Origin of the sequence: Psychrobacter sp. NPDC064578 (assembly GCF_044901245.1) — a bacterium.
Classification (GTDB): domain Bacteria; phylum Pseudomonadota; class Gammaproteobacteria; order Pseudomonadales; family Moraxellaceae; genus Psychrobacter; species Psychrobacter cibarius_C.
Map to the genome: position 1 here is coordinate 114,208 of NZ_JBJDPI010000006.1, position 23,545 is coordinate 137,752.

19 protein-coding genes are annotated in these 23,545 nt (G+C 43.9%); 3 read left to right on the forward strand and 16 right to left on the reverse strand.

The genetic code is table 11. The features are described from left to right. Positions 1-15 precede the first annotated feature (15 nt). The 14 genes from modA to ACI2JM_RS08765 form a co-directional block, all read right to left on the reverse strand. Positions 16-861, reverse strand: coding sequence for a molybdate ABC transporter substrate-binding protein (gene modA / locus ACI2JM_RS08700; RefSeq protein ID WP_404643581.1), 846 nt, complete (start codon positions 859-861; stop codon positions 16-18). Between the two features lie 83 nt (positions 862-944). Continuing rightward, entirely contained in the window at positions 945-1,436 is a 492-nt protein-coding gene (locus ACI2JM_RS08705; protein ID WP_201554488.1) for a molybdenum cofactor biosynthesis protein MoaE, read from the reverse strand. Between the two features lie 59 nt (positions 1,437-1,495). Then, positions 1,496-1,786 (reverse strand): MoaD/ThiS family protein, encoded by a 291-nt coding sequence (locus tag ACI2JM_RS08710; protein WP_404643583.1) that lies wholly within the window; start codon positions 1,784-1,786, stop codon positions 1,496-1,498. Positions 1,787-1,838: 52 nt separating this feature from the next. Then, entirely contained in the window at positions 1,839-2,357 is a 519-nt protein-coding gene (gene moaC / locus ACI2JM_RS08715) for a cyclic pyranopterin monophosphate synthase MoaC (protein ID WP_201554486.1), read from the reverse strand. Positions 2,358-2,431: 74 nt separating this feature from the next. Beyond that, positions 2,432-3,202 carry a molybdenum cofactor guanylyltransferase gene (locus tag ACI2JM_RS08720; protein ID WP_404643585.1) on the reverse strand — a complete coding sequence of 257 codons (771 nt, stop codon included), beginning with the start codon at positions 3,200-3,202 and terminating at the stop codon, positions 2,432-2,434. Between the two features lie 3 nt (positions 3,203-3,205). Next, positions 3,206-3,736 (reverse strand): molybdenum cofactor biosynthesis protein B, encoded by a 531-nt coding sequence (gene moaB / locus ACI2JM_RS08725; protein WP_201560306.1) that lies wholly within the window; start codon positions 3,734-3,736, stop codon positions 3,206-3,208. A gap of 66 nt (positions 3,737-3,802) precedes the next feature. Continuing rightward, positions 3,803-4,918 carry a GTP 3',8-cyclase MoaA gene (gene moaA, locus ACI2JM_RS08730; RefSeq protein WP_404643587.1) on the reverse strand — a complete coding sequence of 372 codons (1,116 nt, stop codon included), beginning with the start codon at positions 4,916-4,918 and terminating at the stop codon, positions 3,803-3,805. A gap of 334 nt (positions 4,919-5,252) precedes the next feature. Next, entirely contained in the window at positions 5,253-6,548 is a 1,296-nt protein-coding gene (gene glp / locus ACI2JM_RS08735; protein ID WP_404643589.1) for a gephyrin-like molybdotransferase Glp, read from the reverse strand. Positions 6,549-6,692: 144 nt separating this feature from the next. Continuing rightward, entirely contained in the window at positions 6,693-7,592 is a 900-nt protein-coding gene (locus tag ACI2JM_RS08740) for a peptidylprolyl isomerase (protein ID WP_404643740.1), read from the reverse strand. Positions 7,593-7,899: 307 nt separating this feature from the next. After that, positions 7,900-8,625: a respiratory nitrate reductase subunit gamma gene (gene narI, locus ACI2JM_RS08745; protein ID WP_045447153.1), complete on the reverse strand. Its 726-nt coding sequence runs from the start codon at positions 8,623-8,625 to the stop codon at positions 7,900-7,902. Between the two features lie 14 nt (positions 8,626-8,639). Further along, positions 8,640-9,494, reverse strand: coding sequence for a nitrate reductase molybdenum cofactor assembly chaperone (narJ, locus tag ACI2JM_RS08750; protein WP_404643591.1), 855 nt, complete (start codon positions 9,492-9,494; stop codon positions 8,640-8,642). A 1-nt stretch (position 9,495) separates the two neighbouring features. Next, a complete protein-coding gene (narH, locus tag ACI2JM_RS08755; protein ID WP_055125087.1) occupies positions 9,496-11,034 on the reverse strand; it encodes a nitrate reductase subunit beta in 1,539 nt (512 codons plus the stop codon). A 92-nt stretch (positions 11,035-11,126) separates the two neighbouring features. Beyond that, on the reverse strand, positions 11,127-14,885 hold the full coding sequence (locus ACI2JM_RS08760) for a nitrate reductase subunit alpha (RefSeq protein ID WP_404643594.1): 3,759 nt from the start codon (positions 14,883-14,885) through the stop codon (positions 11,127-11,129). 348 nt (positions 14,886-15,233) lie between these two features. After that, complete coding sequence (locus ACI2JM_RS08765; protein ID WP_404643596.1) at positions 15,234-16,613, reverse strand: NarK family nitrate/nitrite MFS transporter; 1,380 nt, start codon at positions 16,611-16,613, stop codon at positions 15,234-15,236. A 401-nt stretch (positions 16,614-17,014) separates the two neighbouring features. Between ACI2JM_RS08765 and ACI2JM_RS08770 the strand changes: the two genes are divergently transcribed. Both ACI2JM_RS08770 and narL read left to right on the forward strand, forming a co-directional pair. After that, positions 17,015-19,048, forward strand: coding sequence for a histidine kinase (locus ACI2JM_RS08770; protein ID WP_404643598.1), 2,034 nt, complete (start codon positions 17,015-17,017; stop codon positions 19,046-19,048). 74 nt (positions 19,049-19,122) lie between these two features. Next, the gene (narL, locus tag ACI2JM_RS08775) at positions 19,123-19,782 is read left to right on the forward strand and encodes a two-component system response regulator NarL (protein WP_404643600.1); all 660 of its coding nucleotides are present in this window, start codon (positions 19,123-19,125) and stop codon (positions 19,780-19,782) included. 193 nt (positions 19,783-19,975) lie between these two features. On the opposite strand, the gene ACI2JM_RS08780 is transcribed toward narL, so the two are convergent. Further along, positions 19,976-21,454 carry an MFS transporter gene (locus ACI2JM_RS08780; protein WP_404643602.1) on the reverse strand — a complete coding sequence of 493 codons (1,479 nt, stop codon included), beginning with the start codon at positions 21,452-21,454 and terminating at the stop codon, positions 19,976-19,978. Between the two features lie 322 nt (positions 21,455-21,776). On the opposite strand from ACI2JM_RS08780, the gene ACI2JM_RS08785 reads away from it, so the two are divergent. Continuing rightward, positions 21,777-22,064: a DUF1971 domain-containing protein gene (locus ACI2JM_RS08785; RefSeq protein WP_404643604.1), complete on the forward strand. Its 288-nt coding sequence runs from the start codon at positions 21,777-21,779 to the stop codon at positions 22,062-22,064. Positions 22,065-22,256: 192 nt separating this feature from the next. On the opposite strand, the gene ACI2JM_RS08790 is transcribed toward ACI2JM_RS08785, so the two are convergent. Next, the gene (locus ACI2JM_RS08790) at positions 22,257-23,384 is read right to left on the reverse strand and encodes an alkene reductase (RefSeq protein ID WP_404643742.1); all 1,128 of its coding nucleotides are present in this window, start codon (positions 23,382-23,384) and stop codon (positions 22,257-22,259) included. Between the last annotated feature and the right edge of the window lie 161 nt (positions 23,385-23,545).

Consider the following 23,545-nt stretch of genomic DNA (forward strand, 5'->3'; position numbering starts at 1 on the left):
TTTATCAAAGTTATCTTAATCTATAGCGAGATATCCTGCGTCAGAAAAATACTGTTGTCCAGCAGGCGAGCTCAGATATTTTGAAAAATCGGTCGCGGCAGTAGTGTCACTAATCACCAACCCGTCTTGCAAAATAGGAGGATAAGCGTCTGGCGCTAACGTATAGAACTGCTCAGGCGTGGCTTTAATCGCTGTCAGTTGTGATTGAGCGACAAAGCCATAATCGACATTACCAGTGTGCGCATATTGAAACGCTTGCCCGATATTTTCAGCTTGAATAATGCGATTTTGCTCAGTGAGAGTGTCAAAGATATTTTGTGTTTGTAGATAGGCTTGTGCCGACTTGCCATAAGGGGCGAGTTCTGGATTGGCAATGGTGATTTTGCTATCAGACTCAGACATCAATAATACGTTTAAGGTAGTAGGATTGAGTTCTTTAAGGGATTTATTAACACTATATAGTGCCAGTTGACCTTGAGTATAAGTAAACGGCTCGTGGGTTGTTTTGTCAGCAGAGTTGGCGTCATCTAATTTATCTTTGACCAGCTTGGCAGGAAATTCTTGATTGGCGGACAAAAATAAATCATAAGGTGCGCCAGAGGCAATCTGTGCATATAGTTTACCTGAAGAAGCATAGCTGACCTCAATTTCTTGCGCAGGCAAGTTTTTATCCATTTGATAGCCCGCAATAATCTCAGGCAATACATCTGATAAGTTGGCAGCCGCTGCGATGCGCAGTGTTTGACTCTGCTCAGTGGTGTTATCGACATCTGATTGGACTGGCTGAGTGGTTTGCTCTTTGCTACAAGCGGTTAGCGTTAACACTAAGCAAGCTGATGATATGGTTATTAATTTAATCATTATTATAAAACCTTCTTATTATTGCTCGCCAGTGTCGCTCACTATTATTACTAAAGGTTAGCTATCGCTTTGAGTAGCCATTATTACCCATTATTACTAAGCCATTTAGATGAATCATCTTGGTAATATTCTTGCTTCCAAACTGGAATGTCGGCTTTAATCGTATCCAATATCCAGCGACAAGCATCAAAGGCAGGATAGCGATGGGCGGAAACCACGCCAACCCAAATAGCGACATCACCAATCTCTAATGCACCGATACGATGAATGGCAATGGCATGGGTAATCTCAAAGCGCTTTTTGGCTTCTTCAATAATGGCGCGACCTTGATTGATGGCAAGGTCTTCATAACCATAATAGGTCAAACGATTGACGCTACTGGCATTATTATGATTGCGTACCCGCCCTTCAAAGCAGACAAACGCGCCGCAACTGTCATTATCAAGGGTGCTTTTAAGACGACTTTCATCAATATTGGTATCTAACAGCGCAAAACCATCACGTTCAGCGATGAGGTACGCCTCATCAATGGTACGTTTAATGCTCATCGATTGACCGTGTACATTGTCTGTCATAACCATTTTCTCGTATTATTTTTAAGATTCTTAGTGATACAAATGATATTTAAATGGTTTTAACCACCAGCCACTGGGGTGATAAAAACCACACTATCACCCTCATAAATCTCATCTGTCCACTTAGCAAAGTAATCATTTACTGCCACGCGTAGCTCCGACTGCGGACGACTAAAGCGATGCTTTTGGCTCAGCTGTTCATACAGCTCGGTCAATGAAGTTGGCTGTGGCACAGTGACTGTTTCTTCATGACAATTGGCTTCATCAGCTAAGCTAGCGAAATATAAGACGTTAATATTCATCATGGTATTTATCTCTGAATCTGTATTGCTTTCTATTAAAGTGCTCATAGCAATCTCCCTTATTTATGAACTGCTTAACTTTATAGTTTTCAAATTACTTTCAGGCATGTTGATAGTCGGATTTACCGCCGGTTTTTTTCATGAGATGGATATTATCAATCACAATGTCATGTGAGATGGCTTTGGTCATGTCATAAATGGTCAAGCAAGCGACACTGACAGCGGTTAATGCTTCCATTTCTACCCCAGTTTTATGGGTGACTTTAACCGTGGCAGTCACAGTAACGCTATGGTTTGCATCATCGTATTCAAAGCTTAAGCTAATTTTATCTAAGGGCAGAGGATGGCAAAGTGGAATCAGGTCATGGGTGCGTTTGGCAGCCATGATACCGGCAATATGAGCAGTTTGGGTGATGCTACCTTTTTTGGTCATACCGTCCGCTGCTTTGATTTGCTTATAAATGTCCGCGGGAAAAACCACTTGTCCGCTTGCATGTGCTTCTCTGGTGCTCGCTGTTTTGCCACTCACATCGACCATGGTGATATCACCGTCGCTATCTAAATGCGATAAGCCGGATTGATTGTTTTTATTATTGTTGTTTACTTGGTCGCTATTCATTTTCATTTCTCTTAAATGGTCAGTTTTTCTGAAAGCTAGTTTCTCTCAATAAACCTTTTTATAAGTCGTTTAGTTTATAAGTTATTTAAAGCTAAACAGGCATGCTCAAAATCTTTAGGCGTATTAAAATTGGTCAAATACTGCCAATCTCTTGCGAAAGGGACGGGCTGCACAAGCGGCTTAATAAACTTCATCACTTGCCGCTGTCCATCGTCAATATAATCCTTTAAATCAGGCTCAATACTCAAACGGTATATACCTAACAGTGGGTATAAGTGATGATCATCGGAGAGACAAATAACAGTTTTATCAGGATTTTTCGTGATATAAGGTTGCAGTTTTTGCCATAAATCGGTGACAGGAATTAAGCTGTCACAGCTAATGACCATTAACCAAGATTGCTGCCAGTTTGCATTTTTCGTTAATTGGTTTGAACTTGCCAAACGCTTTAATGATTGCAGCGCTGCTTCAATCGCTACCAACGCGCCACCTGTTTCAATCGGCTTATCATCATTGCTTGACAGAATCTTGCTAGAAAGATCGTTAGCAGATAGATAATCATTAATATGAAAGACTGGCGATTGTGGGTTTTTCTTAAGCAAATCTGGATTGATGCTAAAGCCGCGTCCATTATCCGCAATCATAATAGGTATATTGCTTATCATCGCAGCACTCAATTCAAGCGCTTGTCTGACATGATAATCAAGTAAACGCTCACCTGTCGGGAGTATCAACTCAGCTTTTGGCGATCCCATACGTTTGGATGCGCCGCCCGCCAAAATAACGATACCTGCTAAGAGATTGCATTTATCTACTTCGATTAATCTATCTGCAACATCGACCATCAATTAATCATGACCTGGATTGGTGCGCATAAAGTGTGGCACAAAATTACAGGGGCGTGTGCGGCTATCGAGCTGCTCTTGTAAGATACCTTCCCACGCAGTGCGGCAAGCGCCTGATGAGCCGGGTAAGCAAAAAATGCCCGTGCCATTTGCCATGCCAGCCACAGCGCGAGATTGGATGGTAGACATGCCGATATCGTCTTTTGAGATTAAGCGGAACATCTCACCAAAACCATCGACCGATTTATCAAACAATACGCCAACCGCCTCTGGCATGCTGTCTCTAATATAAAAGCCAGTACCGCCAGTGGTGATAATAGCGTGCACATCTGGGTCGGCAATCCAACCGCTGATGACGGCTCTGATTTTATAAATATCATCAATAATCAGCTGACGATCAGCCAGCTGATGACCTGCTGTGGTCAGTTGGTCAACCAAATACTGCCCTGAGGTATCTTCTGCAAGAGTACGACTATCAGAAACCGTTAAGATGGCGATATTAAGCGGGGTAAAGGGTGCTTGCAGCTTACTCATGAATAATCCTTAATAAATACGCTTGTTATGGAAATAGAAGTTTTTATTATTGGTAAATTATTGATTTTATCCACCAATCATCGACAAATTATTCATCATGCCGCTGTTTGATTCGTGAAGATGATGATGTTCAGGTTTGATTGGCATAAAGCTATGGAGGATATTAACAAGTCCTGCCACATCATCTTGCTCTAGATACTGACGAATATCGTAATTACCTTGGTCAAATAGGCATAAATGTACTTTGCCTTGACTGCTAACCCGTAAGCGATTGCAGCTATCACAAAAATGAGCAGCATAAGGGGCAATCATGCCAATACGCCCTTGATAATCTGGATGGCTGTATTCTATCGCTGGTCCATCGTTGCTACCACGTATATGAGTTTGCCAGCCATTTTTTAATAAGTAATTGGTAATAATATCGGACTGTGCATGCTGCGCAAAAAATAAATCGCTGTTGTCGCTGGTCTGCATAAATTCAATAAAGCGATAAGTGACCGCTCTGTTTTTGATATATTCGATAGCATCCATCAAATTTTCAAAAGCAGTCTCAGCCATTAAAATACTGTTTATCTTTAGCTTAATATCTGTGGTCGCAAGCAAAGTATCCATATCAGCCAAGAGCTGTGGCAACATATCAAAGCCAGTCATTTTATGGAAGGTCGCGGCATCAAAGCTGTCCATACTGATATTAAGCTGATTCAGCCCAGCGGCTTGCCAGTTAGCTAAGTGCTTACCAAGCTTATACCCATTACTGGTCATGGCAACCGTTTCAATGCCTTCGGTATTTTTGATGGTTTTAATAATATCTACCACATCACGGCGTATAGAGGGTTCACCGCCAGTAATCCTGACTTTTTTGGTGCCAACTTCGGCAAAGCCGCGGATTAACGTGGCAATTTCAGTGACGCTAAGCTCGTTTTGTGGGGGTTTGCCTTGATAGCCATCTGGCAGGCAATACTCACAGCGGAAATTACAGAAATCAGTAATCGATAGACGCAAATAGGTGAGACGTCGTGCGAAACCATCGGTTAACGGTTGAGAGAGCGTGACCGGAAAATACGTCGACGTGCTAGCAGCTTTCGTTGCAACGTTCGATGATGAGTCACCATCAAAAATAACGGGTGCAGAGGCAGGCGCATACAATTGCGCATTACCTACGGTAGGGGCAAGATGGTTCATAGATGATTACCATTAATATTAAGTATAGTGTGTACTTTTAGGCGTTGCCTCAGGTTGTGAGTGGGAAATTCTATTTAAACACGATTATGACAGTTTACACGCAAATAACCATTCACCGTAAGTGACCCAAAAACTACCACTAAAGTAGTAGATGCTACTTGGTTGTGATTTTTAAAATCAACATACGCCCCAAGCAGTTTCTCATGATTCATGGCTAATCAACAGTATAAAGAGTTATTAACTGTGTAACTCTTTACACCCTTGATTAGCCATGCAGCTTTTTAGCTATACCGTTATTAATTATGCAATTATTTAGCTGTTGTTTAGCAATTATTTAGCGATGCAACCAAGGGAAAGGTTGCACTTTTACGGTTTTACCAGCGGCTACATTGCCAGAATCTTGTGCCAATACAATAAAGCAATTGGCGTGGCTTAGTTGTTTGATACGGTGCGATTGTTGCTTGGTAAAGCTTTCAACTTGGAAATCGCCAAGTTCGTTTTGGGATAATATGCCTCTTTGAAAATCCATCCGTCCCGCTGATTTTTTGACATCATTTTTAAGCGTTGCGGTTAGGCTTAACTGCATGGGTCGCTCTTGTGGCGCAGCGCCTACCATTTGCCACAAGGCTGGAATGACAAATTGTAGGCTACCAACGATGGTCGATAGAGGATTGCCGGGCAAGCCAAAATATAGCACTGGCTTGGCAAGATTTTTAGTCAGCTCGCCAAAGACAAATGGCTTACCGGGTTTCATCGCGACTTTATAGTGGTTAATCTGCCCAAGCTGCTCAATAACCGTGGTTAAAAAATCATAGTCGCCAACCGATACACCAGCCGTAGAGATAAGGACGTCACACTCTTGCATGGCTTGGGTTACGGCGGCGGTGGTTTTATCTAAGTCATCTGGGATAATGCCATAATCACGAATAGTCACCGGCAAATCAGCGAGTAAGCTTTTTAGGGTAGGCGTGTTCGAGTTATAGATTTGCGCCAAACTCGTCAGCTCATTGCCAATGGCCACTAGCTCATCACCGGTTGCGAGTACACCAACGGTTAAAGGCTGATAGACCGTCACTTGACCAAAGCCCAAATTAGCCAATAAGCTAATATCAGCAGGATTTAGGCGTTTACCCTTTAATAAAACCGCTTCGCCAGTTTCAACTTCTTCGCCTTGCTTACGGATATTATCATCATGCTTAGCGTCTTGACTGAGAGTAATGGCATAGGGCTGCGATTTATCAATGCGGTCTTTTATGGCGGCAAAGTTGGTATTTTCTTGCATGATGACCGTATCGCAGCTATCAGGAACGACCGCACCAGTAAAAATACGCACCCCTTGTCCTGCTGTGATGTCGACACTATAAGGACTGCCTGCTTGTGATTCACCCACGATATCAATCGTGCTGTCTGCCGAGAGTATGCTGTCTTTAGCGATCGCATAACCATCCATCGCCGATAGATTTTGTCTTGGTATTGCAAAAGGCGAGACAATATCTTCTGCCAATATATGATGACGGCTGTCTAATAAGTCGTAGCTTTCGACCACTCTTTTGTGTAGCGGATAGTCGTTAGTATTATAAGTTTCTATGCGCTGCTGTATTTCAGAGATAAGTCCTGCAACCGTAATCATAAACGTCTACTCATTTTATTAATATTGAACTGTGTTATTGATATTGAACGACACATAGCATAAGAGGTAGGTAATGTCTTAAGAACCTTTATACCATAGCAGCTACTTTATAACATAAGAATTAAGTGACCGACAGCGGACTGCTTAGCCACGGAAGATATTCTCTTGCTCAAGTGTCATCTCGATACCTTGAATATCAGCTTCATGCGCTAAGGTAAACAGGTAATCGCATAATGATTGGTGAAAGGCTTGTTGGCTCAATTTATTATGGATCGCAGGGCTGACTTGCTCATAAGTCATCTGTATCCCAGGTTCTTTATTGAGCACCTCAACGATGTGAAAACCGTAACGGCTTTCGATGGGGCTGGGCGCAAGTCCTTTATTGAGCTTAAATAATACACCTTCAAATTCTGGTACGGTTTGACCTTTGCTAATCACACCCAGTTCGCCGCCTTGCTCTTTTGAAGGGCAAGCCGAATGCTGGCGTGCCAACTGGATAAATTCTGCATCAGGATTGGCGTTATTTTTGATTTGTTCGATAAACTCATACGCGGTCTTTTTAAGTTTTAAGCGCTCATCGCCATCTTCAGGCGGGCATGCCAATAAAATATGGCGTACAGTCATGATGGGATCAGTTTTAAAGTCAGTCATATTCTGCTTATAATAGCGCTCACAAGTTGCCATATCTGGCATCGTTGCTTGAACGTTTTTGTCTATTAAAGTAGAAATGGCTTGCTCTTCGTCGTTTTCCCATGCCGCTTCACCAAGGCTTGGCTCATCTAAAACCGCCAATCTCAGTAATTCGCGCACAACCAGCGCTTGCGTCGCTAAAAAGACGGCGTCTTCTTTGTTTTCTGCTGGATGATATTGCAGCTCTTGGGCGATATTGGTTCTATCTATCATCACCCCATTGACCGTCACTGAAGGCAGCTCATCACGGCTAGAGGCAATCAGGTTTTTATGGTTACTGCGCTCTTCTGCCATTGCTTTTTCGATGAACTCTTGGTCAGAATGCGGTTTTTGCAAATCAGACAAGGTTGGCATTACTCTAAGAATATCATCACCGCGACCAGTAGAGGTGTGATCGGCATGACTGTGATTGTGATTGTGATTGTCATTACTATGGCTGTGATGATTACCACTGTGCACATGAGCGTTTTGGTTGGTCGCATGGTCGGCTGGATTGTAGGTACTGACAGTCATGGCTTTGCTCCACTAAGGATTCTGGTAATAGAAATTCTAAAATATAGCGCGTGTTGATTCATCATTAAAAGTAAGGGAAAGGAAAGAGCAATATCTAGGTGAGGATAGGGTTAAAAACGCCATTCCATTTAGATACTGCTCTATAGCCTTACTGAGAGTTCTTTTGTCTGACAATTTGATAGCGACGGCCGAAATACCAAATTGGCGCGCTGATGATATGAATAAGCCGTGTAAACGGAAATATCGCAATCAGGGTGATGCCTAGCGCCATATGCAGCTGATAAATTAAGTCAGTTTGCTCAATGCGCGCCGCTGCCTGCAAAGGTCTTAAGATTGTGATGTCCTGTGCCCAGCCTGCCAAATTCATCATGGTATAGCCATCTAAATGCTTCACTGACGTAAAGATGGACAGCAGACCTAAGTTCAGCTGGATAAATAACAGCACCAGTACCAGCTTGTCTGAGAACGATGAGGTGTTTGAGATACGGTCATCGGTAAAGCGTCGCCACATGAGCATGACCAAGCCAAACCAACAAAACACGCCTGCGATACCCCCAACGACCACCGCTAATATCTGCTTATGTCCGGCGCTGATAAATCTGTCATAAAGAAAATGCGGCGTCAACATGCCAAATAAATGACCGAGGAGCACCACGATAATGCCAACGTGGAATAAGTTGCTGGCAAGGCGCATGTTTTTGCTTCTGAGCATTTGCGTCGAGCCTGTCTTCCATGAATACTGAGATAAATCAAAACGTACCCAAGTACCAATAATAGCGATGGTCAATGCCACATACGGATAAACGCCAAAAAGGAAAATTTGTAGCCAGTTTAGGTTGGCTAAAGACTGCACACTAGGATCTGCGATATTCATGTCCTTTCTCCTTATTATGATTTAACCGGTTGGTTGGTTTTAAAATCTACCCAGTGCACTGGAGCATCGACCGCATTAGTAGCAGAGGCATTTTTTATGCTAGCTTTTGCTGCAAGATTTTGGGTACTTGTTTGTGACGGGCAACGCTCTTCTTGTTGCGCATCTAAAAACGTCACCACTTCTTCTTCCCATTCTTTGTCTAATGCCTCAAAGCTGTCATCACGCTTCTCTTTGCTGATTTTTTCTTGATACTCTTCAACGATATCGAGCGGTTTACCAGCGATTTGCAATAGCGCATTGAAGCAGCCTTTATACAAGCTACCGCGACCCTCTAATCTGGCGGCAAGCAAAGCGAGGATATGGCTCACATCAGCGATATCCATACGAATTTGAATGTCGTCTTCAATAATGGTTGCTTGATACGCTAAAAATTCGAGATATAAAGGCAGATAATCAGGCAGCTCTTTGACGCTAATCTCAAAGCCCGCTTCTTGATATTGACCCATCAAATCGACCATCGCTTGACCACGGTCGCGCGATTCGCCATGTACATGCTCAAACAACCATAGTGATAAAGAACGCCCGCGCTCAAACAGACCGTCATAACGCGCTTGCGCCTCAAGAGAGCCGGTATCGATTAAATCTTCAATCAAGTCGATGATTTGCGTGCGTACTTCTGGGCTAATCAGCGTTGATTTGGCGACAATTTCGGTGCAATCGGCAAGCGTATCGCCGAGAAACAGCTCATTGCTTGGATAGTCGATAAGTAGACTGAGTACCTTGAGTAGCTTCAAATCCGAGTTGCCGATGGTTGGTTGGGTAATTGGCTCATGCACTGAAGTGCTGTTATTAAGTTGAGTAGTTTGCATCTTATGACTCCCACTTTTGGACAGTATCGATGAAATCGCGGCGATTGGTTTTGCGTTGTCCAAACATGCTATTGTCCGAATGTCCTGAACAGCCTTCGCCAAAGGTGAATCCGCAACCATTGCGTTCAGCAAAAGCGTCACTCAATGCTTCTTCACGATGCGCCGTTGGAATCACAAAGCGATCTTCGTAGTTAGCGATAGCGAGATAGCGATACATTTCTTCCACTTGCAGCTTGGTCAAACCGACATCATCCAAGATACTTTGGACTTCTTGTTTTTCAACCAATTGCATACGCTTGTAGCTACGCATAGCAAGTAGGCGCTTCAATGCTAGACGAACTGGTTCTTCATCGCCTGCGGTAAGCATGTTTGCTAAATAGCGCAAAGGAATACGTAAGCTGTCGACATCTGGAATCAAACCATCCATACCGACTTTGCCTGCTTCAGCAGCATTTTGAATCGGTGATAATGGCGGTACATACCAAACCATCGGCAGCGTGCGGTATTCAGGATGTAGTGGTAGCGCAAGCTTCCAATCCATCGCTAGCTTATAAACTGGTGAGCGCTGGGCTGAATCAATGACCGATTGCGGTACACCGTCTTTTAATGCTTGGGCGATAACAGCAGGGTCATTTGGATCTAAAAATACGTCTAACTGTGCTTGATAAAGGTCTTGCTCGTTAGGTGTGCTTGCTGCTTCAGCGATTTTGTCCGCGTCATAAAGCAGTACGCCCAAGTAGCGGATACGACCAACACAGGTTTCTGAACAAACGGTCGGCAAGCCGGCTTCAATACGGGGATAACAGAAGATGCATTTTTCAGATTTCCCCGACTTCCAGTTGTAGTAAATCTTTTTATACGGGCAGCCTGAGATACACATGCGCCAGCCGCGACATTTTTCTTGGTCAATCAAGACAATGCCGTCTTCTTCACGCTTATAGATCGCGCCACTTGGGCATGACGCCACACAAGTAGGGTTCAAGCAATGCTCGCACAGACGTGGCAAATACATCATAAAGGTGTTTTCGTACTCGCCATAAATCTCCGCTTGAATGTTGTCAAAGTTCTTATCTTTGCGACGTTTTTCAAACTCTGAGCCGAGGATTTCTTCCCAGTTAGGACCCCATTCAATCTTTTGCATACGCTTGCCAGTGATGGCTGATCGCGGGCGGGCGATAGGTTGATGATTACTGATAGGCGCGGTATGCAGATGCTGATAATCGAAATCAAACGGCTCGTAATAGTCATCAATTTCTGGTAAATCCGGGTTGGCAAAGATATTTGCCAATACTCTGAATTTACCACCAATGCGCGGATTGATGGTGCCATTGGCATTGCGTATCCAACCGCCTTTCCATTTGGTTTGATTCTCCCACTCTTTGGGATAGCCGATACCGGGTTTTGATTCAACGTTGTTAAACCACGCATATTCCATACCTTCGCGGCTGGTCCAGACGTTTTTACAGGTGACTGAGCAGGTGTGACAACCGATACATTTATCAAGGTTAAGCACCATGCCGACTTGCGAACGAATTTTCATGGATCTGTGCTCCAAATAATAGTAAAAAAGCAACTTTATGTTCTTCCTAGATATCCTGAAATCAGGATATCTTTTCGATAGAAGAAACAGCTTTACCCTTCAATGCTGGTTGGTAATGGACGCGGTAATTCGTTATCGGGTTTGTCTTCTAGCCAGTCGATTTTTGACATTTTACGAATCACGACAAATTCATCACGGTTACAACCGACGGTGCCATAATAGTTAAAGCCATAAGACTGCTGGGCGTAGCTGCCAATCATATGCGTCGGTTTCAAAATCGTCCGAGTGACCGAGTTATGGATACCGCCACGCGTGCCTGTTTGCTCAGAGCCTGGAATGTTGACCAATTTCTCTTGGGCGTGATACATCATGGTCATGCCTTCTTTGACCCGCTGGCTGACGATGGCACGGGCAGTGATTGCCCCATTCGCATTGAACAGCTCAATCCAGTCGTTATCGACGATGCCAGCTTTTTGCGCATCGACTTCTGACATCCAGACACAAGGTCCACCGCGACTTAGGGTCAGCATGAGCAAGTTTTCAGAGTACGTACTGTGGATGCCCCATTTTTGGTGCGGGGTTAAGAAGTTCAGTACAATCTCTTTATTGCCATTTGGTTTGGCGTCTTTGAGCAGCTCAGTGGTCTTGGTATCGATAGGTGGACGATACTGCTGCATTTGCTCACCAAACGCCTGCATCCAAGGATGGTCTTGATAAAACTGCTGGCGACCAGTAATCGTACGCCATGGAATCAGCTCATGGACGTTGGTATAACCAGCGTTATAACTGACCTGATCCGACTCAATACCTGACCATGTCGGGCTTGAGATGATTTTGCGTGGCTGTGCAACGATATCTTTAAAGCGGATTTTTTCGTGCTCGCTAGATGTGGCAAGGTGAGTATGGTCGCGACCGGTGAACTCAGAGAGTGCAGCCCAGCCTTTTACCGCCACATGACCATTGGTCTCAGGCGCTAACATCAAAATCATTTCAGAGGCATTGATAGCGGTGTTGAGACTTGGTCTGCCTTCAGAAATACCGGGATCAGTCACTCTATGATTTAAATCACCAAGCTGTTTGACCTCGGTTTTCATATCCCAATTCAAGCCTTTTGAGCCATTACCCAGTTTTTCTAAGGCAGGACCCATAGAAGTGAACTTTTTATAAGTGCTCGGATAGTCACGCTCAACCACTTTAATCATTGGGCAGTTTTTACCTGGTACAGGTTTTTCGCCAGCCGTTTTCCAGTCAGTGCCACCAAATGGCTGTGCTAGTTCACCCGGGGTGTCATGTTGCATTGGCAAGGTGACAACGTCAGTTTCAACGCCTAAATGACCTTTTGATACTTCAGAGAAGCTCTTGGCAATGCCTTTATAAATTTCCCAATCGGTCTTAGATTCCCACGCAGGGTCAGTCGCGGCGGTTAATGGGTGAATGAATGGATGCATGTCTGAGGTATTCATGTCATCTTTTTCGTACCAAGTTGCAGTCGGTAGTACGATGTCAGAATACAAACAGGTGGAAGACATGCGGAAGTCTAACGTGACAACCAAGTCTAATTTACCAGTCGGGCCTTTTTCTACCCAATCGACTTCTTTTGGTTGCAGGTGACCTTCTGCATTTTCTTTATTGAGCAAGCCGTTTTTGGTGCCCAAGAAATAATGCAGCATATATTCATGACCTTTACCTGATGAGCCCAATAGGTTTGAGCGCCAGATAAACATGTTGCGAGGGAAGTTGGCTGGGTTATCAGGTGATTCACAAGCAAAGCGTAAGCTGCCATCTTCGAGAGAATCGACCACATATTCTTCCACACCTTTGCCACTTTCTTTGGCTTTGGCAGCGATGGTCAGTGGGTTACGGTTGAGTTGTGGTGCTGAAGGCAACCAGCCTGCGCGTTCTGCTTGAATGTTGTAATCAAGCATATGCTCAGGGAAGAACTTTTTATCGACGAGAGGCGAGAGTATCTCATGGGCAGAAATGGTTTCGTGACGCCATTGTGAGCTGTGATTGTAGAAGAAGCTCGTGCCGTTCATATGACGTGGTGGACGATGCCAATCAAGCGCAAAGGCCAATGGCAACCAACCCGTTTGAGGGCGCAGTTTTTCTTGACCAACATAATGCGCCCAGCCGCCGCCAGATTTGCCGATACAGCCGCACAGCATCAGCATGTTAATCACGCCGCGATAGTTCATGTCTAGGTGATACCAGTGGTTCATACCCGCGCCGATGATAATCATCGATTTACCATGAGTCTTATGGGCGTTTTCAGCGAATTCACGCGCGACTTGAATGACGCGCTCACGGCTTAGACCGGTGATGACTTCTTGCCAAGCAGGCGTGCCCGGTACGGTGGCATCGTTATAGTCATCGGTGACATGCTCGCCGCCAACACCATTATCCACCCCAAGGTTGGCAACGGTTAGATCAAAGACGGTCGCAACGATAGCGGTGCTGCCATCGGCAAGGGTAATGGTTTTACAAGGAACGGTTTTTTGCTGTATTGCTTCGCCCGGTACTGAGGTGAAATGCGGATGATCCACATGACCAAAGTAATCAAAGCCGACTTTGCAAGTCTCATTACTGTCTTTCAAAGTCAATGTTAGGTCAATTTCTGCGCCTGTCGTACCATTTTTTTGCTCAAGGTTCCATTTGCCTTTTTCGCCCCAACGATAACCAATCGAGCCGAGTGGAGAAACCAGCTCGCCATTACTATTTAGACCGATGGTTTTCCATTCAGGATTGTTTTCTTGACCTAAATTATCGATTAAGTCAGAAGCGCGTAGATAGCGACCAGCACGGCGTGCGCCTTCTGCACCTTCTAGCATCACAAGGACTGGTAAATCGGTATAGCGTTTGGCGTAATCTAAGAAATAGTCACTTGGCTGCTTAAGATAAAACTCTTTGATAATGACATGACAGAATGCTTGCGCCACAGCCGCATCAGTACCTTGTTTTGGGTTTAGCCATAAGTCAGTTAACTTAGAAACCTCAGCATAGTCAGGGGTGATAGAGACGGTTTTGGTGCCTTTATAACGGACTTCGGTAAAGAAATGCGCGTCTGGTGTACGCGTTTGCGGAACGTTTGAACCCCATGCAATAATATAATCAGAGTTGTACCAATCGGCTGATTCTGGCACGTCAGTCTGCTCGCCCCAAACCATTGGCGACGCTGGTGGCAGGTCACAATACCAGTCATAGAAGGACAAGCAAACACCGCCGATAAGTGATAAATAGCGACTACCTGCCGCGTAACTGACCATCGACATCGCAGGAATCGGAGAGAAACCAACGATACGGTCAGGACCAAAAGTTTTGGCGGTATAGACATTACTAGCGGCGATGATTTCATTAACTTCCGCCCACGTTGAGCGAATAAAACCGCCCAAACCGCGCTTGGATTTATACTGTTCTGCTTTGATAGGGTCTTGGACAATGCTGCCCCAAGCATCGACTGGATCAGGATACTGCGCTTTGGCTTCACGCCATAATTTTAGAAGCGGCTTACGTACTTTAGGGTATTTCACACGGTTCGCTGAATACATGTACCAGCTGTAGCTTGCGCCACGAGGACAGCCACGCGGTTCGTGGTTTGGTAAATCTGGACGGGTTTCAGGATAGTCAGTTTGCTGCGTTTCCCATGTGACCAAGCCGTTTTTTACGTAAATTTTCCATGAGCAAGAGCCGGTACAGTTGACGCCATGCGTTGAACGCACGACTTTGTCATACTGCCAACGGCTACGATACACATTTTCCCAGTCACGAGACTCATCGCGCGTCTCACCATGCCCATCGGAGAATTCGCCCTTTTTACGTTTAAAAAAACGGAATTGGTCGAGTAAATGGCTCATTTCGCTATCCTCTGTATTATTGCCTATGGGGTATCTAAAGCTGAATGGCGTGGTAAAAACAACCCTTTGCCCAAGCTGTAAATGTTTTTCGATGGTATTATTTTAAGTAAGCCGTCGCACTCTTACTATCCGCTAACATGAGCAGAGCACTACCACCTTAGTAGTAGCGGTAAATGATAAAATTTGCTTAAAAAATCGTTAAGTATTTATAAGTCGGGCTTATTTACAAGCAGAATATGGATTGGTAAAAATAAAAAAAGTGCTACTTACGCTGGCAAGTAGCACTATAAAGAGAGATGTTTTTAATTTGAAAATCTGTTTTCAAAGAATGATTTATACAAGGCTGCTTTAGCAAGGAATCTCAGCATTAGGGCGACTGTAATACCACCATGTCAACACAATACAGATCACATAAAAGGCAATTAAAGCGATAAAAGTACCATCAACACCCAGTCCTGAACCAAACATTTTTGGGACAAAGAATGCGCCATAGGCCGCTATCGCTGAGGTAAAGCCAACCACTGCTGCTGACTCTTTACGTATCTCGACAAACAATTCCTCTGTACCTGCTTTTTGAGGTTCAAGGCGTTCATGAAAGGTTCTGAAGATAACGGGAATCATAGTAAAGGTAGAGCCGTTACCGATACCCGTGGTAATAAACAGCACCATAAAGGAGATAAAGTATCCGACAAAGCTGCCCTCATGGGTCTCGCTAGGTAGGAAATACATCACCGCCAATACCGCCAATACCATCACGATATAGTTCCAAAAAGTCACTTTTGCGCCACTGGTTTTGTCAGATATCCAACCACCTAAGGGGCGAAATAGCGCACCAACTAAAGGACCTAAGAAGGCAAATTTAAGCGCATCAATGGCGGGAAATGAGTTTTTAATCAGCATCGGAAACGCGGCTGAAAAACCAATGAACGAGCCAAAGGTTGCCATATATAGGATACACATGATCCAGTTATGTTTGCGTTTAAAGATAACGGATTGGTCTTTAAAGGAGGCTTTAGCAGTGGCAATATCGTTCATGCCAAACCATGCCAGTGCTGAAAATAGCAGAATAAAGGGTACCCAAATAAAGCCTGCATTTTGTAGATAAAACAGCTGACCACTTGCAGAGACTTGTGGGTCGCCGCCTAAGCTACCAAAGGCTGCTACCAATATAATCATCGGTACAACGAACTGCATGACCGACACGCCAAGGTTACCCAAACCCGCGTTTAGCCCAAGAGCAGTGCCCTGTTCTGCTTTTGGAAAGAAGAACGAGATGTTGGACATGGAGGAGGCAAAGTTACCACCACCGAAGCCACAAAGTAGGGCAATGATGGCAAATATCATAAATGGCGTATCAGGGTTCTGAACCGCAAAGCCCATCCATAATGCTGGAATTAACAAGGATAAGGTAGATATCGCTGTCCAACGTCGCCCACCAAAGATAGGCACCATAAAAGAATAAAAAATTCGCAGCGTTGCCCCTGATAGTCCGGGCAGCGCGGCGAGCCAAAACAACTGCCCATCATCAAAATCAAAACCAATCTCTGGCAGACGGACGATGACGGCACTCCATACCATCCATACTGCAAACGCCAATAGCAACGATGGAATGGATATCCATAAATTTCTACGAGCGACTTTTTTGCCGCCTCCTTCCCAAAATTCTTCTACTTCAGGTCGCCAGTCAGTGATGAGCTTACCACCTTTGAAGTTGTAATTATTGCCCATGTTATTCCTCACTTAGTATCAGCTATGCCTAGTTATGTTCAGTATTTTTTATCATCAAATGGCTGTCTAAACTTACAGTAAACCGTAGCGCTTACTCTTGTTATTGTTGATAACAAAGAGCCGCCGTACTGGCTTATGAGCGCTATGAATCACTTGCTCTATCAAAAAATGATAACTCACGGTACTGTGTTATCCCGATGAAGAGTATTCATACATAGTGGTATACTGATGACTAAAAGGGGTATATTGCGGGCAGGTTTATCACTAAGGTTTTGCTTGTCGATGGACGGATAAGTGCGCTGTAGTATTTTTTATGCTGTGTATTTTTTGCCTTTGCGACGTTCAATTTTAAGATCTCAAATCTTTTGTGCAGAAAGTATTTGATGGGAGCGCTATTAATCATGTCTAATCTACGACGGCAGTCTTTGTTCCTTCATACTTGGATTGCTATTACGATCATCGCTACTTTGTTTTTGATGTCAGCGATAGGCAGCGGTGCGCTCGCTTGGGTCGCAAAGTCTGATGCTGAGGCGATTAATACCGCAGGCTCGATACGCATGGCAACGTATCGCATTAGCTTTCAGCTAGCGACTGACTTTGCGGATAACCATCCCTTTAGCTCAAGCCTAAATATCAAACAAGATGGCTTAGATAGTGACAATGCGCCGCAGGTAGAAAAGCAAGACAGACTGGATTTCTCCAATAAAAGTGAGTCTGAAAAAATAGACATACTGGTTGAAGACATGGAGAGTCGTCTCAACAAATTACAAGCGTATCAACTGACCAGTGCCAACAGAGATAAGGCGATCAGTGAGCAATGGAGCCAGATAAAATCACAATGGTTTCGTGATTTAAAACCAGCATTGTTGGCACAAGACAAGCAAGGCTTTTATAGTGATTCAACCAAGTATATTGACGATGTCAATCGTTTTGTTGGCGCGTTACAGGATAGAAATGAGCAGCGTCAGACATGGCAGCAAAACCTACAAATACTATCACTGATACTGAGCATGATTATTATGCTGATAGGCGTACGGAGATTACAGAACTCAGTGCTAACGCCTATTCAACAACTCATTAAAGCCAATCGGGCGTTTAAAGAAGGCAAATATGATACGAGAGTGTCTATCAGCGGTTATAGAGAATTTGAAGCGCTTGGCAATTCTTTTAACGGTATGGCCAGTACCATTGAGAGGTATCAGCGCTCACTTGAGAGTGAGGTACAGACAAAGACTCAGCATCTGGTAAAAGCCAACCAAGCCTTATCGTTGTTTTATGATTTCTCAAAGCAATTGACCAGTAGTCCTGTGAGCTTACATCGGCTTGATGAATTGATTACTGGCTTTGGGTGTATATTCCCATATTTAGATTTTACGCTGTGTATCCAAAGCAATATTCTCACCAATAAAAACTCTATAGCCCTGCACGATGATAGGATGAAGGAGCTATGTACCAAACTCACTTGTGACAGCTGCTCTATTAAAGAAGACGTTTATACCAAAACGTTTCCGATTATTCATCAAGATATAGAATTTGGTGAGTTAAAGGTAAGACCGAAATCTGTCTTAATGACCAATAAAGCTTATGCAGAAGATAAGAAAAAAAGCGAGGAAGATTCAACACGCATCAAAGTAGTAGAGGTGGATAGTAGTTATTTAATTGCTAAAAACAATGAGTTGATCGTTGTGCTGACCAATCTCGTCAGCACCGCCTTATCGCTACGCAGACAAAGGCAGCAAGACCATCAGCTGATTCTACTTGAAGAGCGCTCGACCATTGCTAGGGAATTGCATGACTCTTTAGCACAGTCATTGTCTTATCTAAAAATACAAGTCAGCGTGCTCGAAAAACATCTGCAATTGTCTACTGATAAAGACAGTGGGCTGGTGGTATTTGATGAGCAAAGTCAAATCAAGGTTGGGCAGCATATCAGTCAAATAAAAATGGGTCTGAACTCTGCTTATCATGAGCTGCGAGACTTATTGACGACTTTTCGCTTGACGATTGATAGCGGCAATTTTGATGAAGCTTTGTATGAGGCGGCTGATGAGTTTGCTGTAAAAGGGCAGTTTGACATAAAGGTCAACAATCAAATCCTATCCTTGAATCTAACGGCAACCGAACAAGTGCATCTCATTCAAATTATAAGGGAGGCGCTGTCGAATATCAGTCGCCATGCCCACGCTAACTGCGTCACTATCGATTTGGTTTATGATGATGAAAGTAATTATGTAGCGATGATGGTTAATGATGACGGCGTTGGCATATCAGGGACTGTCAATCAGACCCAGCATCATGGTCTAATGATTATGAAAGAGCGTGCCTATAAATTAGGCGGTGATTTGATCATCTCTAATAATGTACCTGCAGGTATCAGCGTCATCGTCAGGTTTGTACCCAGTTTCTTTACGGATTATATGGCTGAGCAAAACTAAATGAATTGGCTTAGTAAACGCTCTTAACCACTGCATTGTATTTTTTGTAGCATTTTTCAATTTGTGAGTATTTTATGACTACTAAAGTTTATACGTCTGCTTCTCCTGCTCGGCTATTATTGGTCGATGACCATCCTATGCTGCGCCGCGGTGTCGCAGAACTGCTCAGTCTCGAAAGTGATGTAACGGTCGTTGGTGAGGCGAATAACGGACAAGAAGCGTTGGATTTTTTGGCAAAAAATCCAGTTGATCTGGTTATTTTAGATCATAAAATGCCAGTGTTGACTGGTATCGAGACCTTAAGAGAAATCAAAGCCAGAAATATTGACGTGGCTACCTTGCTATTTACAGTTTCTGACAGCGGAGAAGACGTACAAGAAGCGTTGAAATTAGGGGTGGATGGTTATTTGCTAAAAGACATGGAGCCTGAGTTAATCATCGTCGATATTAGAAAAGTGTTGCGCGGTGAGCTGGTTATCAGTCCCAATTTGGCCTCAATACTGGCACAAACATTACGTACACCAAGCATTGAAGATATCGCTGGCAATCTCACTACTAGAGAGTTGCAAGTGATTCAAATGATTGCTGAAGGCTTAAGTAATAAAATGATCGCCAACAAACTGGATATCGCAGAATCCACAGTAAAAGTGCATGTTAAGCATATTTTGAACAAAACTGGACTACGCACACGGGTAGAGGCGGCGGTATGGACCGTGAATCATTTGTCAAAGTAGTCGTTTGTCAAAATGGTTATTTATCGAAGTGGTTGTTGTTTTAAAATGCTACTTTTTGAAATCGTTACTTTTTATAAAAAATCATGGGTCATCTGAATAACCCCTATGACATGTCTAGATAGCTCTCTATATAAGTCAAAAAAAAGCTACCGAGCAGTGATGCTGGGTGGCTTTTTTTTATAAGGTAATCAAATTATCCTTCTTCAGCGGCAATTTGACGATCGACCGAGGACATTTTGTATTCGTCACCAAAGGCATCTTCAGGCTCTTTTAACCAGAAGAAACAAAGTACCCAAGCGATAAATGCACCTATCGCAATGATAAAAAAGAATTGATTTGGTTCGACCAAGGTAAATATAAATAGATAGAACACAGCGCCCACGTTGCCATAAGCACCCGCCATACCAGAAATTTGACCCGTTAAGCGCCGTTTAATTGAGGGGATAATACCAAAAGTTGCACCTTCTGCCCCTTGCACAAAGACTGAGCATAGAATCGTAAAGACGACCGCGATAAACAATGGCCACTCTGCATTCAGCAAGCCCATCAATCCAAAGCCGATACCGATACCGAACATGTATACCAACATCACCAAGCGACGATTGCCAACCTTGTCAGAGATATAGCCGCCAAGTGGTCGCGCCCATAAGTTAACAAAAGCAAAGGTCGATGCGACTAACCCTGCGACGGTAGGGTCAAGCTTCCACGTTGCGGCAAAGAACATCGGTAGCATAGAGACGACCGCCAGCTCTGCGCCAAAGTTAGCAAAGTAGGTAACATTTAGGGCGGCAACAGAGGTAAAGGAGTATTTGTCATCCTCAGGAATACCTGCTTTGAGCATGGGTACGTTGACACTGATGGCTTTATAAATTTGATAAATAACAACCACAGCGATGAGAGTATAAAACCCCCAAGCGCCTGTTTCGCTCAGGAATCCCATGTTTTTAGTGCGATAAACCAATACACCTAATACGCCATATAAAGGAATAATAAATAGGCAATATAATAATAAGTCTCTCCAACTTGATACCTCTAAAGCACCTGCCTTACGTGCCTTTTTATGGGTATCTTGTGTAGGACCATCGGTGATCAAAAACCAGTAGGCTACCCCGTAAGCGGCCATCAGTAAGCCAGATAATGCAATTGCCCAGCGCCAACCGTCATCACCACCAAAGAACTGTAGCGCAACCGTGGGAATGGTAATCGCTGCGGCAGCTGAACCAAAATTACCCCAGCCTGCATAAAACCCTTCGGCAAAGCCAATGTCTTTTGGCTTAAACCAAAGGGCGGTCATGTGAATGCCAACGACGAACCCTGCGCCCACGATAGACATAAATAGGCGAGCGATGAAAAGCTGCATCGCGGAATCACCAAAAGCGAAGAACCATGTCGGTATCGCCATGACGACCATCAGTATGGAAAACACGCGACGCGGACCGAAGCGATCCAATGCCATGCCGACTACCACTCGCCCTGGAATGGTCAAAGCAACGTTGGCAATGAGAAATAATTTGATGTGTTCAGAAGTTAAGTAGCTTTCGGCCTCTAGCATAGAAGTGGCTAGTGGCGCCATATTGAACCAGACATAAAAGGTCAGAAAAAAAGCAATCCACGTATAGTGGAGCGCTCTTATATCACGGCGTTCAACCTCAAGTAGCTCTTTTGCATGCATGACAAGTATTCTCCACCGTCGAACTGGATAATTTAGATGGAGTTAATGTAGCAATAAGTAAGCTCGCTAACCATTAGGCGAAAGCAGTATGAATGTCATTTCACATACTACTTAATGGGGATTAAAAAGTGGCTTTAATATCCTATATATTGATGGTTAACTAAGATTATATGAGGATAGCAATACATTTGAAAATATGATGCGCTATAGTAATAACCATTACTGTGCGTGCTTTTCTCGTTTATCAATAAAATTTTATTCTCAAGTAAGCTGTTAATAAAAAGGATTGGGATACACCCATCAAATTAGCCAAGGAGTTACCATGAGTCATACTGTCGCCTCAAACCCTGTCATACCCAGCCATTGGAAAATAAAGCGTTCGACCCACTTTTTTACTAAAGATAAAGTCCCAAAAGCCTTGCTGACTCATCACAATACAGCAGAGGGCGTATACGGCCAAATTTGTGTCATGCAAGGCACGGTTACTTTTTATGGCTTTGCTGATGAAGCCGCTACTGAACCTGAAAAAATCATTGTTATTAAAGCAGGGCAGTTCGCTGTCAGTCCGCCTCAATATTGGCACCGCGTAGAATTAAGTGATGATGCCTAATTTAATATTAATTTTTGGACAGAAGCGGATACTGGTAATAAGTCGCTGTTCAATAGCTCAAAGATACACAGCAAGCCTATCGAAAAGTTGTTTGATCAGTCGGATGAATCATAAGGGCTATATATATGAATCAGCTATTAAAAATATCGTATTCATAAGCAAAAAAATAAGGCCACGAATGGCCTTATTATATTAAGAGTTTTGATAGTAAGGATAATCATTATAGCCAATTTCGGTGCCACCATACATCGTGGTAGGATCTGCCTCATTGAGTGGCCAATGATTGGCGATGCGCTCAGGTAAATCGGGGTTAGCAATAAAGGGACGACCAAAAGCAAATAAATCACCATAACCTTTAGCTAGCATATGCACCGATTTTTCCGTCGTGTATTTACCCGCATAGATAATACGTCCTGAAAACTCCGCTCTGACGGCTTGATAAAACGTCTCTGGTAAATCAGGGGCATTGTCCCAGTCAGCTTCTGCAATAGATAAATAAGCGATACCCGCTTGTTCAAGTACTTTAATCGCTTCAATATACGTATGATGTGGATCTGATTCCACTAGCCCTAAATACACGCGAGTCTCATCTGTGCTAGCAAACAGCGGTGCGAAACGTACGCCTAAGCGATCAGCACCAACCACTTCACTGACGGCAGCCACGATTTCTTTTAAGAAACGCAAGCGATTGGTCAACGAACCGCCATATTGATCATCACGTGTGTTGCTATGCTCAGAGATGAACTGATTCACCAAATAGCCATTGGCACAGTGCAGCTCGACGCCATCAAAACCTGCCTCCAATGCATTGCGTGCGGCTGCCGCATACATAGCGACCAGTTCACTAACTTCATCAGTACTGAGTGCGCGTGGCTCACTAGGATCGGCTAACGCGCCTGCACCTGGTGCTGTTTCGATAAATACTTTTACATTGTCAGCAGTGATAGCTGATGGTGCCACTGGCTGAGCGTCTTGTGGTTGTAAGCTGGTATGAGACACGCGACCCACATGCCAAAGCTGAGCGAAAATGATACCACCTGCTGCGTGTACCGCTTGAGTGACCTTTTTCCAGCCTTCGATTTGAGCATGCGAATGTATGCCTGGCGTCCACGCATAACCTTGACCCCTTGGCTCAATTTGCGTGCCTTCAGTGACCATAAATCCAGCTGACGCGCGCTGTGCATAGTAGCTTGCCATTAATTCATTAGGAATATTGTCCGGTTGCGTGCTGCGAGAGCGTGTCAACGGTGGCATGACAATACGGTTTTTTAACGTATATGGTCCAAGTGTGACAGATGCAAACAACGGGCTGGTATCGATATTAGATGGTTCCATAAAACTCTCTTTTAAAACAAATAGACGGGGTTATTGTTTAAACCATTGAGCTTGTTTTGATGCTTTATTACTGCGTAAGTAAGGTTGGTAAGCATAGAGTTTTATAGATACAATCGGAAACAGGATTTTGTTGTTTAAGATACAAC

Coding starts and splice junctions, on each gene's coding strand:
- moaC (WP_201554486.1), bottom strand. CDS start 2,357: ATGAATAGCGACCAAGTAAACAACAATAATAAAAACAATCAATCCGGC.
- narL (WP_404643600.1), top strand. CDS start 19,123: ATGACTACTAAAGTTTATACGTCTGCTTCTCCTGCTCGGCTATTATTG.
- ACI2JM_RS08740 (WP_404643740.1), bottom strand. CDS start 7,592: ATGCCAACCTTGTCTGATTTGCAAAAACCGCATTCTGACCAAGAGTTC.
- ACI2JM_RS08770 (WP_404643598.1), top strand. CDS start 17,015: ATGTCTAATCTACGACGGCAGTCTTTGTTCCTTCATACTTGGATTGCT.
- ACI2JM_RS08720 (WP_404643585.1), bottom strand. CDS start 3,202: ATGGTCGATGTTGCAGATAGATTAATCGAAGTAGATAAATGCAATCTC.
- ACI2JM_RS08760 (WP_404643594.1), bottom strand. CDS start 14,885: ATGAGCCATTTACTCGACCAATTCCGTTTTTTTAAACGTAAAAAGGGC.
- narJ (WP_404643591.1), bottom strand. CDS start 9,494: ATGCAAACTACTCAACTTAATAACAGCACTTCAGTGCATGAGCCAATT.
- ACI2JM_RS08780 (WP_404643602.1), bottom strand. CDS start 21,454: ATGCATGCAAAAGAGCTACTTGAGGTTGAACGCCGTGATATAAGAGCG.
- glp (WP_404643589.1), bottom strand. CDS start 6,548: ATGATTACGGTTGCAGGACTTATCTCTGAAATACAGCAGCGCATAGAA.
- narI (WP_045447153.1), bottom strand. CDS start 8,625: ATGAATATCGCAGATCCTAGTGTGCAGTCTTTAGCCAACCTAAACTGG.
- moaB (WP_201560306.1), bottom strand. CDS start 3,736: ATGAGTAAGCTGCAAGCACCCTTTACCCCGCTTAATATCGCCATCTTA.
- ACI2JM_RS08705 (WP_201554488.1), bottom strand. CDS start 1,436: ATGACAGACAATGTACACGGTCAATCGATGAGCATTAAACGTACCATT.
- moaA (WP_404643587.1), bottom strand. CDS start 4,918: ATGAACCATCTTGCCCCTACCGTAGGTAATGCGCAATTGTATGCGCCT.
- modA (WP_404643581.1), bottom strand. CDS start 861: ATGATTAAATTAATAACCATATCATCAGCTTGCTTAGTGTTAACGCTA.
- ACI2JM_RS08710 (WP_404643583.1), bottom strand. CDS start 1,786: ATGAGCACTTTAATAGAAAGCAATACAGATTCAGAGATAAATACCATG.
- narH (WP_055125087.1), bottom strand. CDS start 11,034: ATGAAAATTCGTTCGCAAGTCGGCATGGTGCTTAACCTTGATAAATGT.
- ACI2JM_RS08785 (WP_404643604.1), top strand. CDS start 21,777: ATGAGTCATACTGTCGCCTCAAACCCTGTCATACCCAGCCATTGGAAA.
- ACI2JM_RS08765 (WP_404643596.1), bottom strand. CDS start 16,613: ATGGGCAATAATTACAACTTCAAAGGTGGTAAGCTCATCACTGACTGG.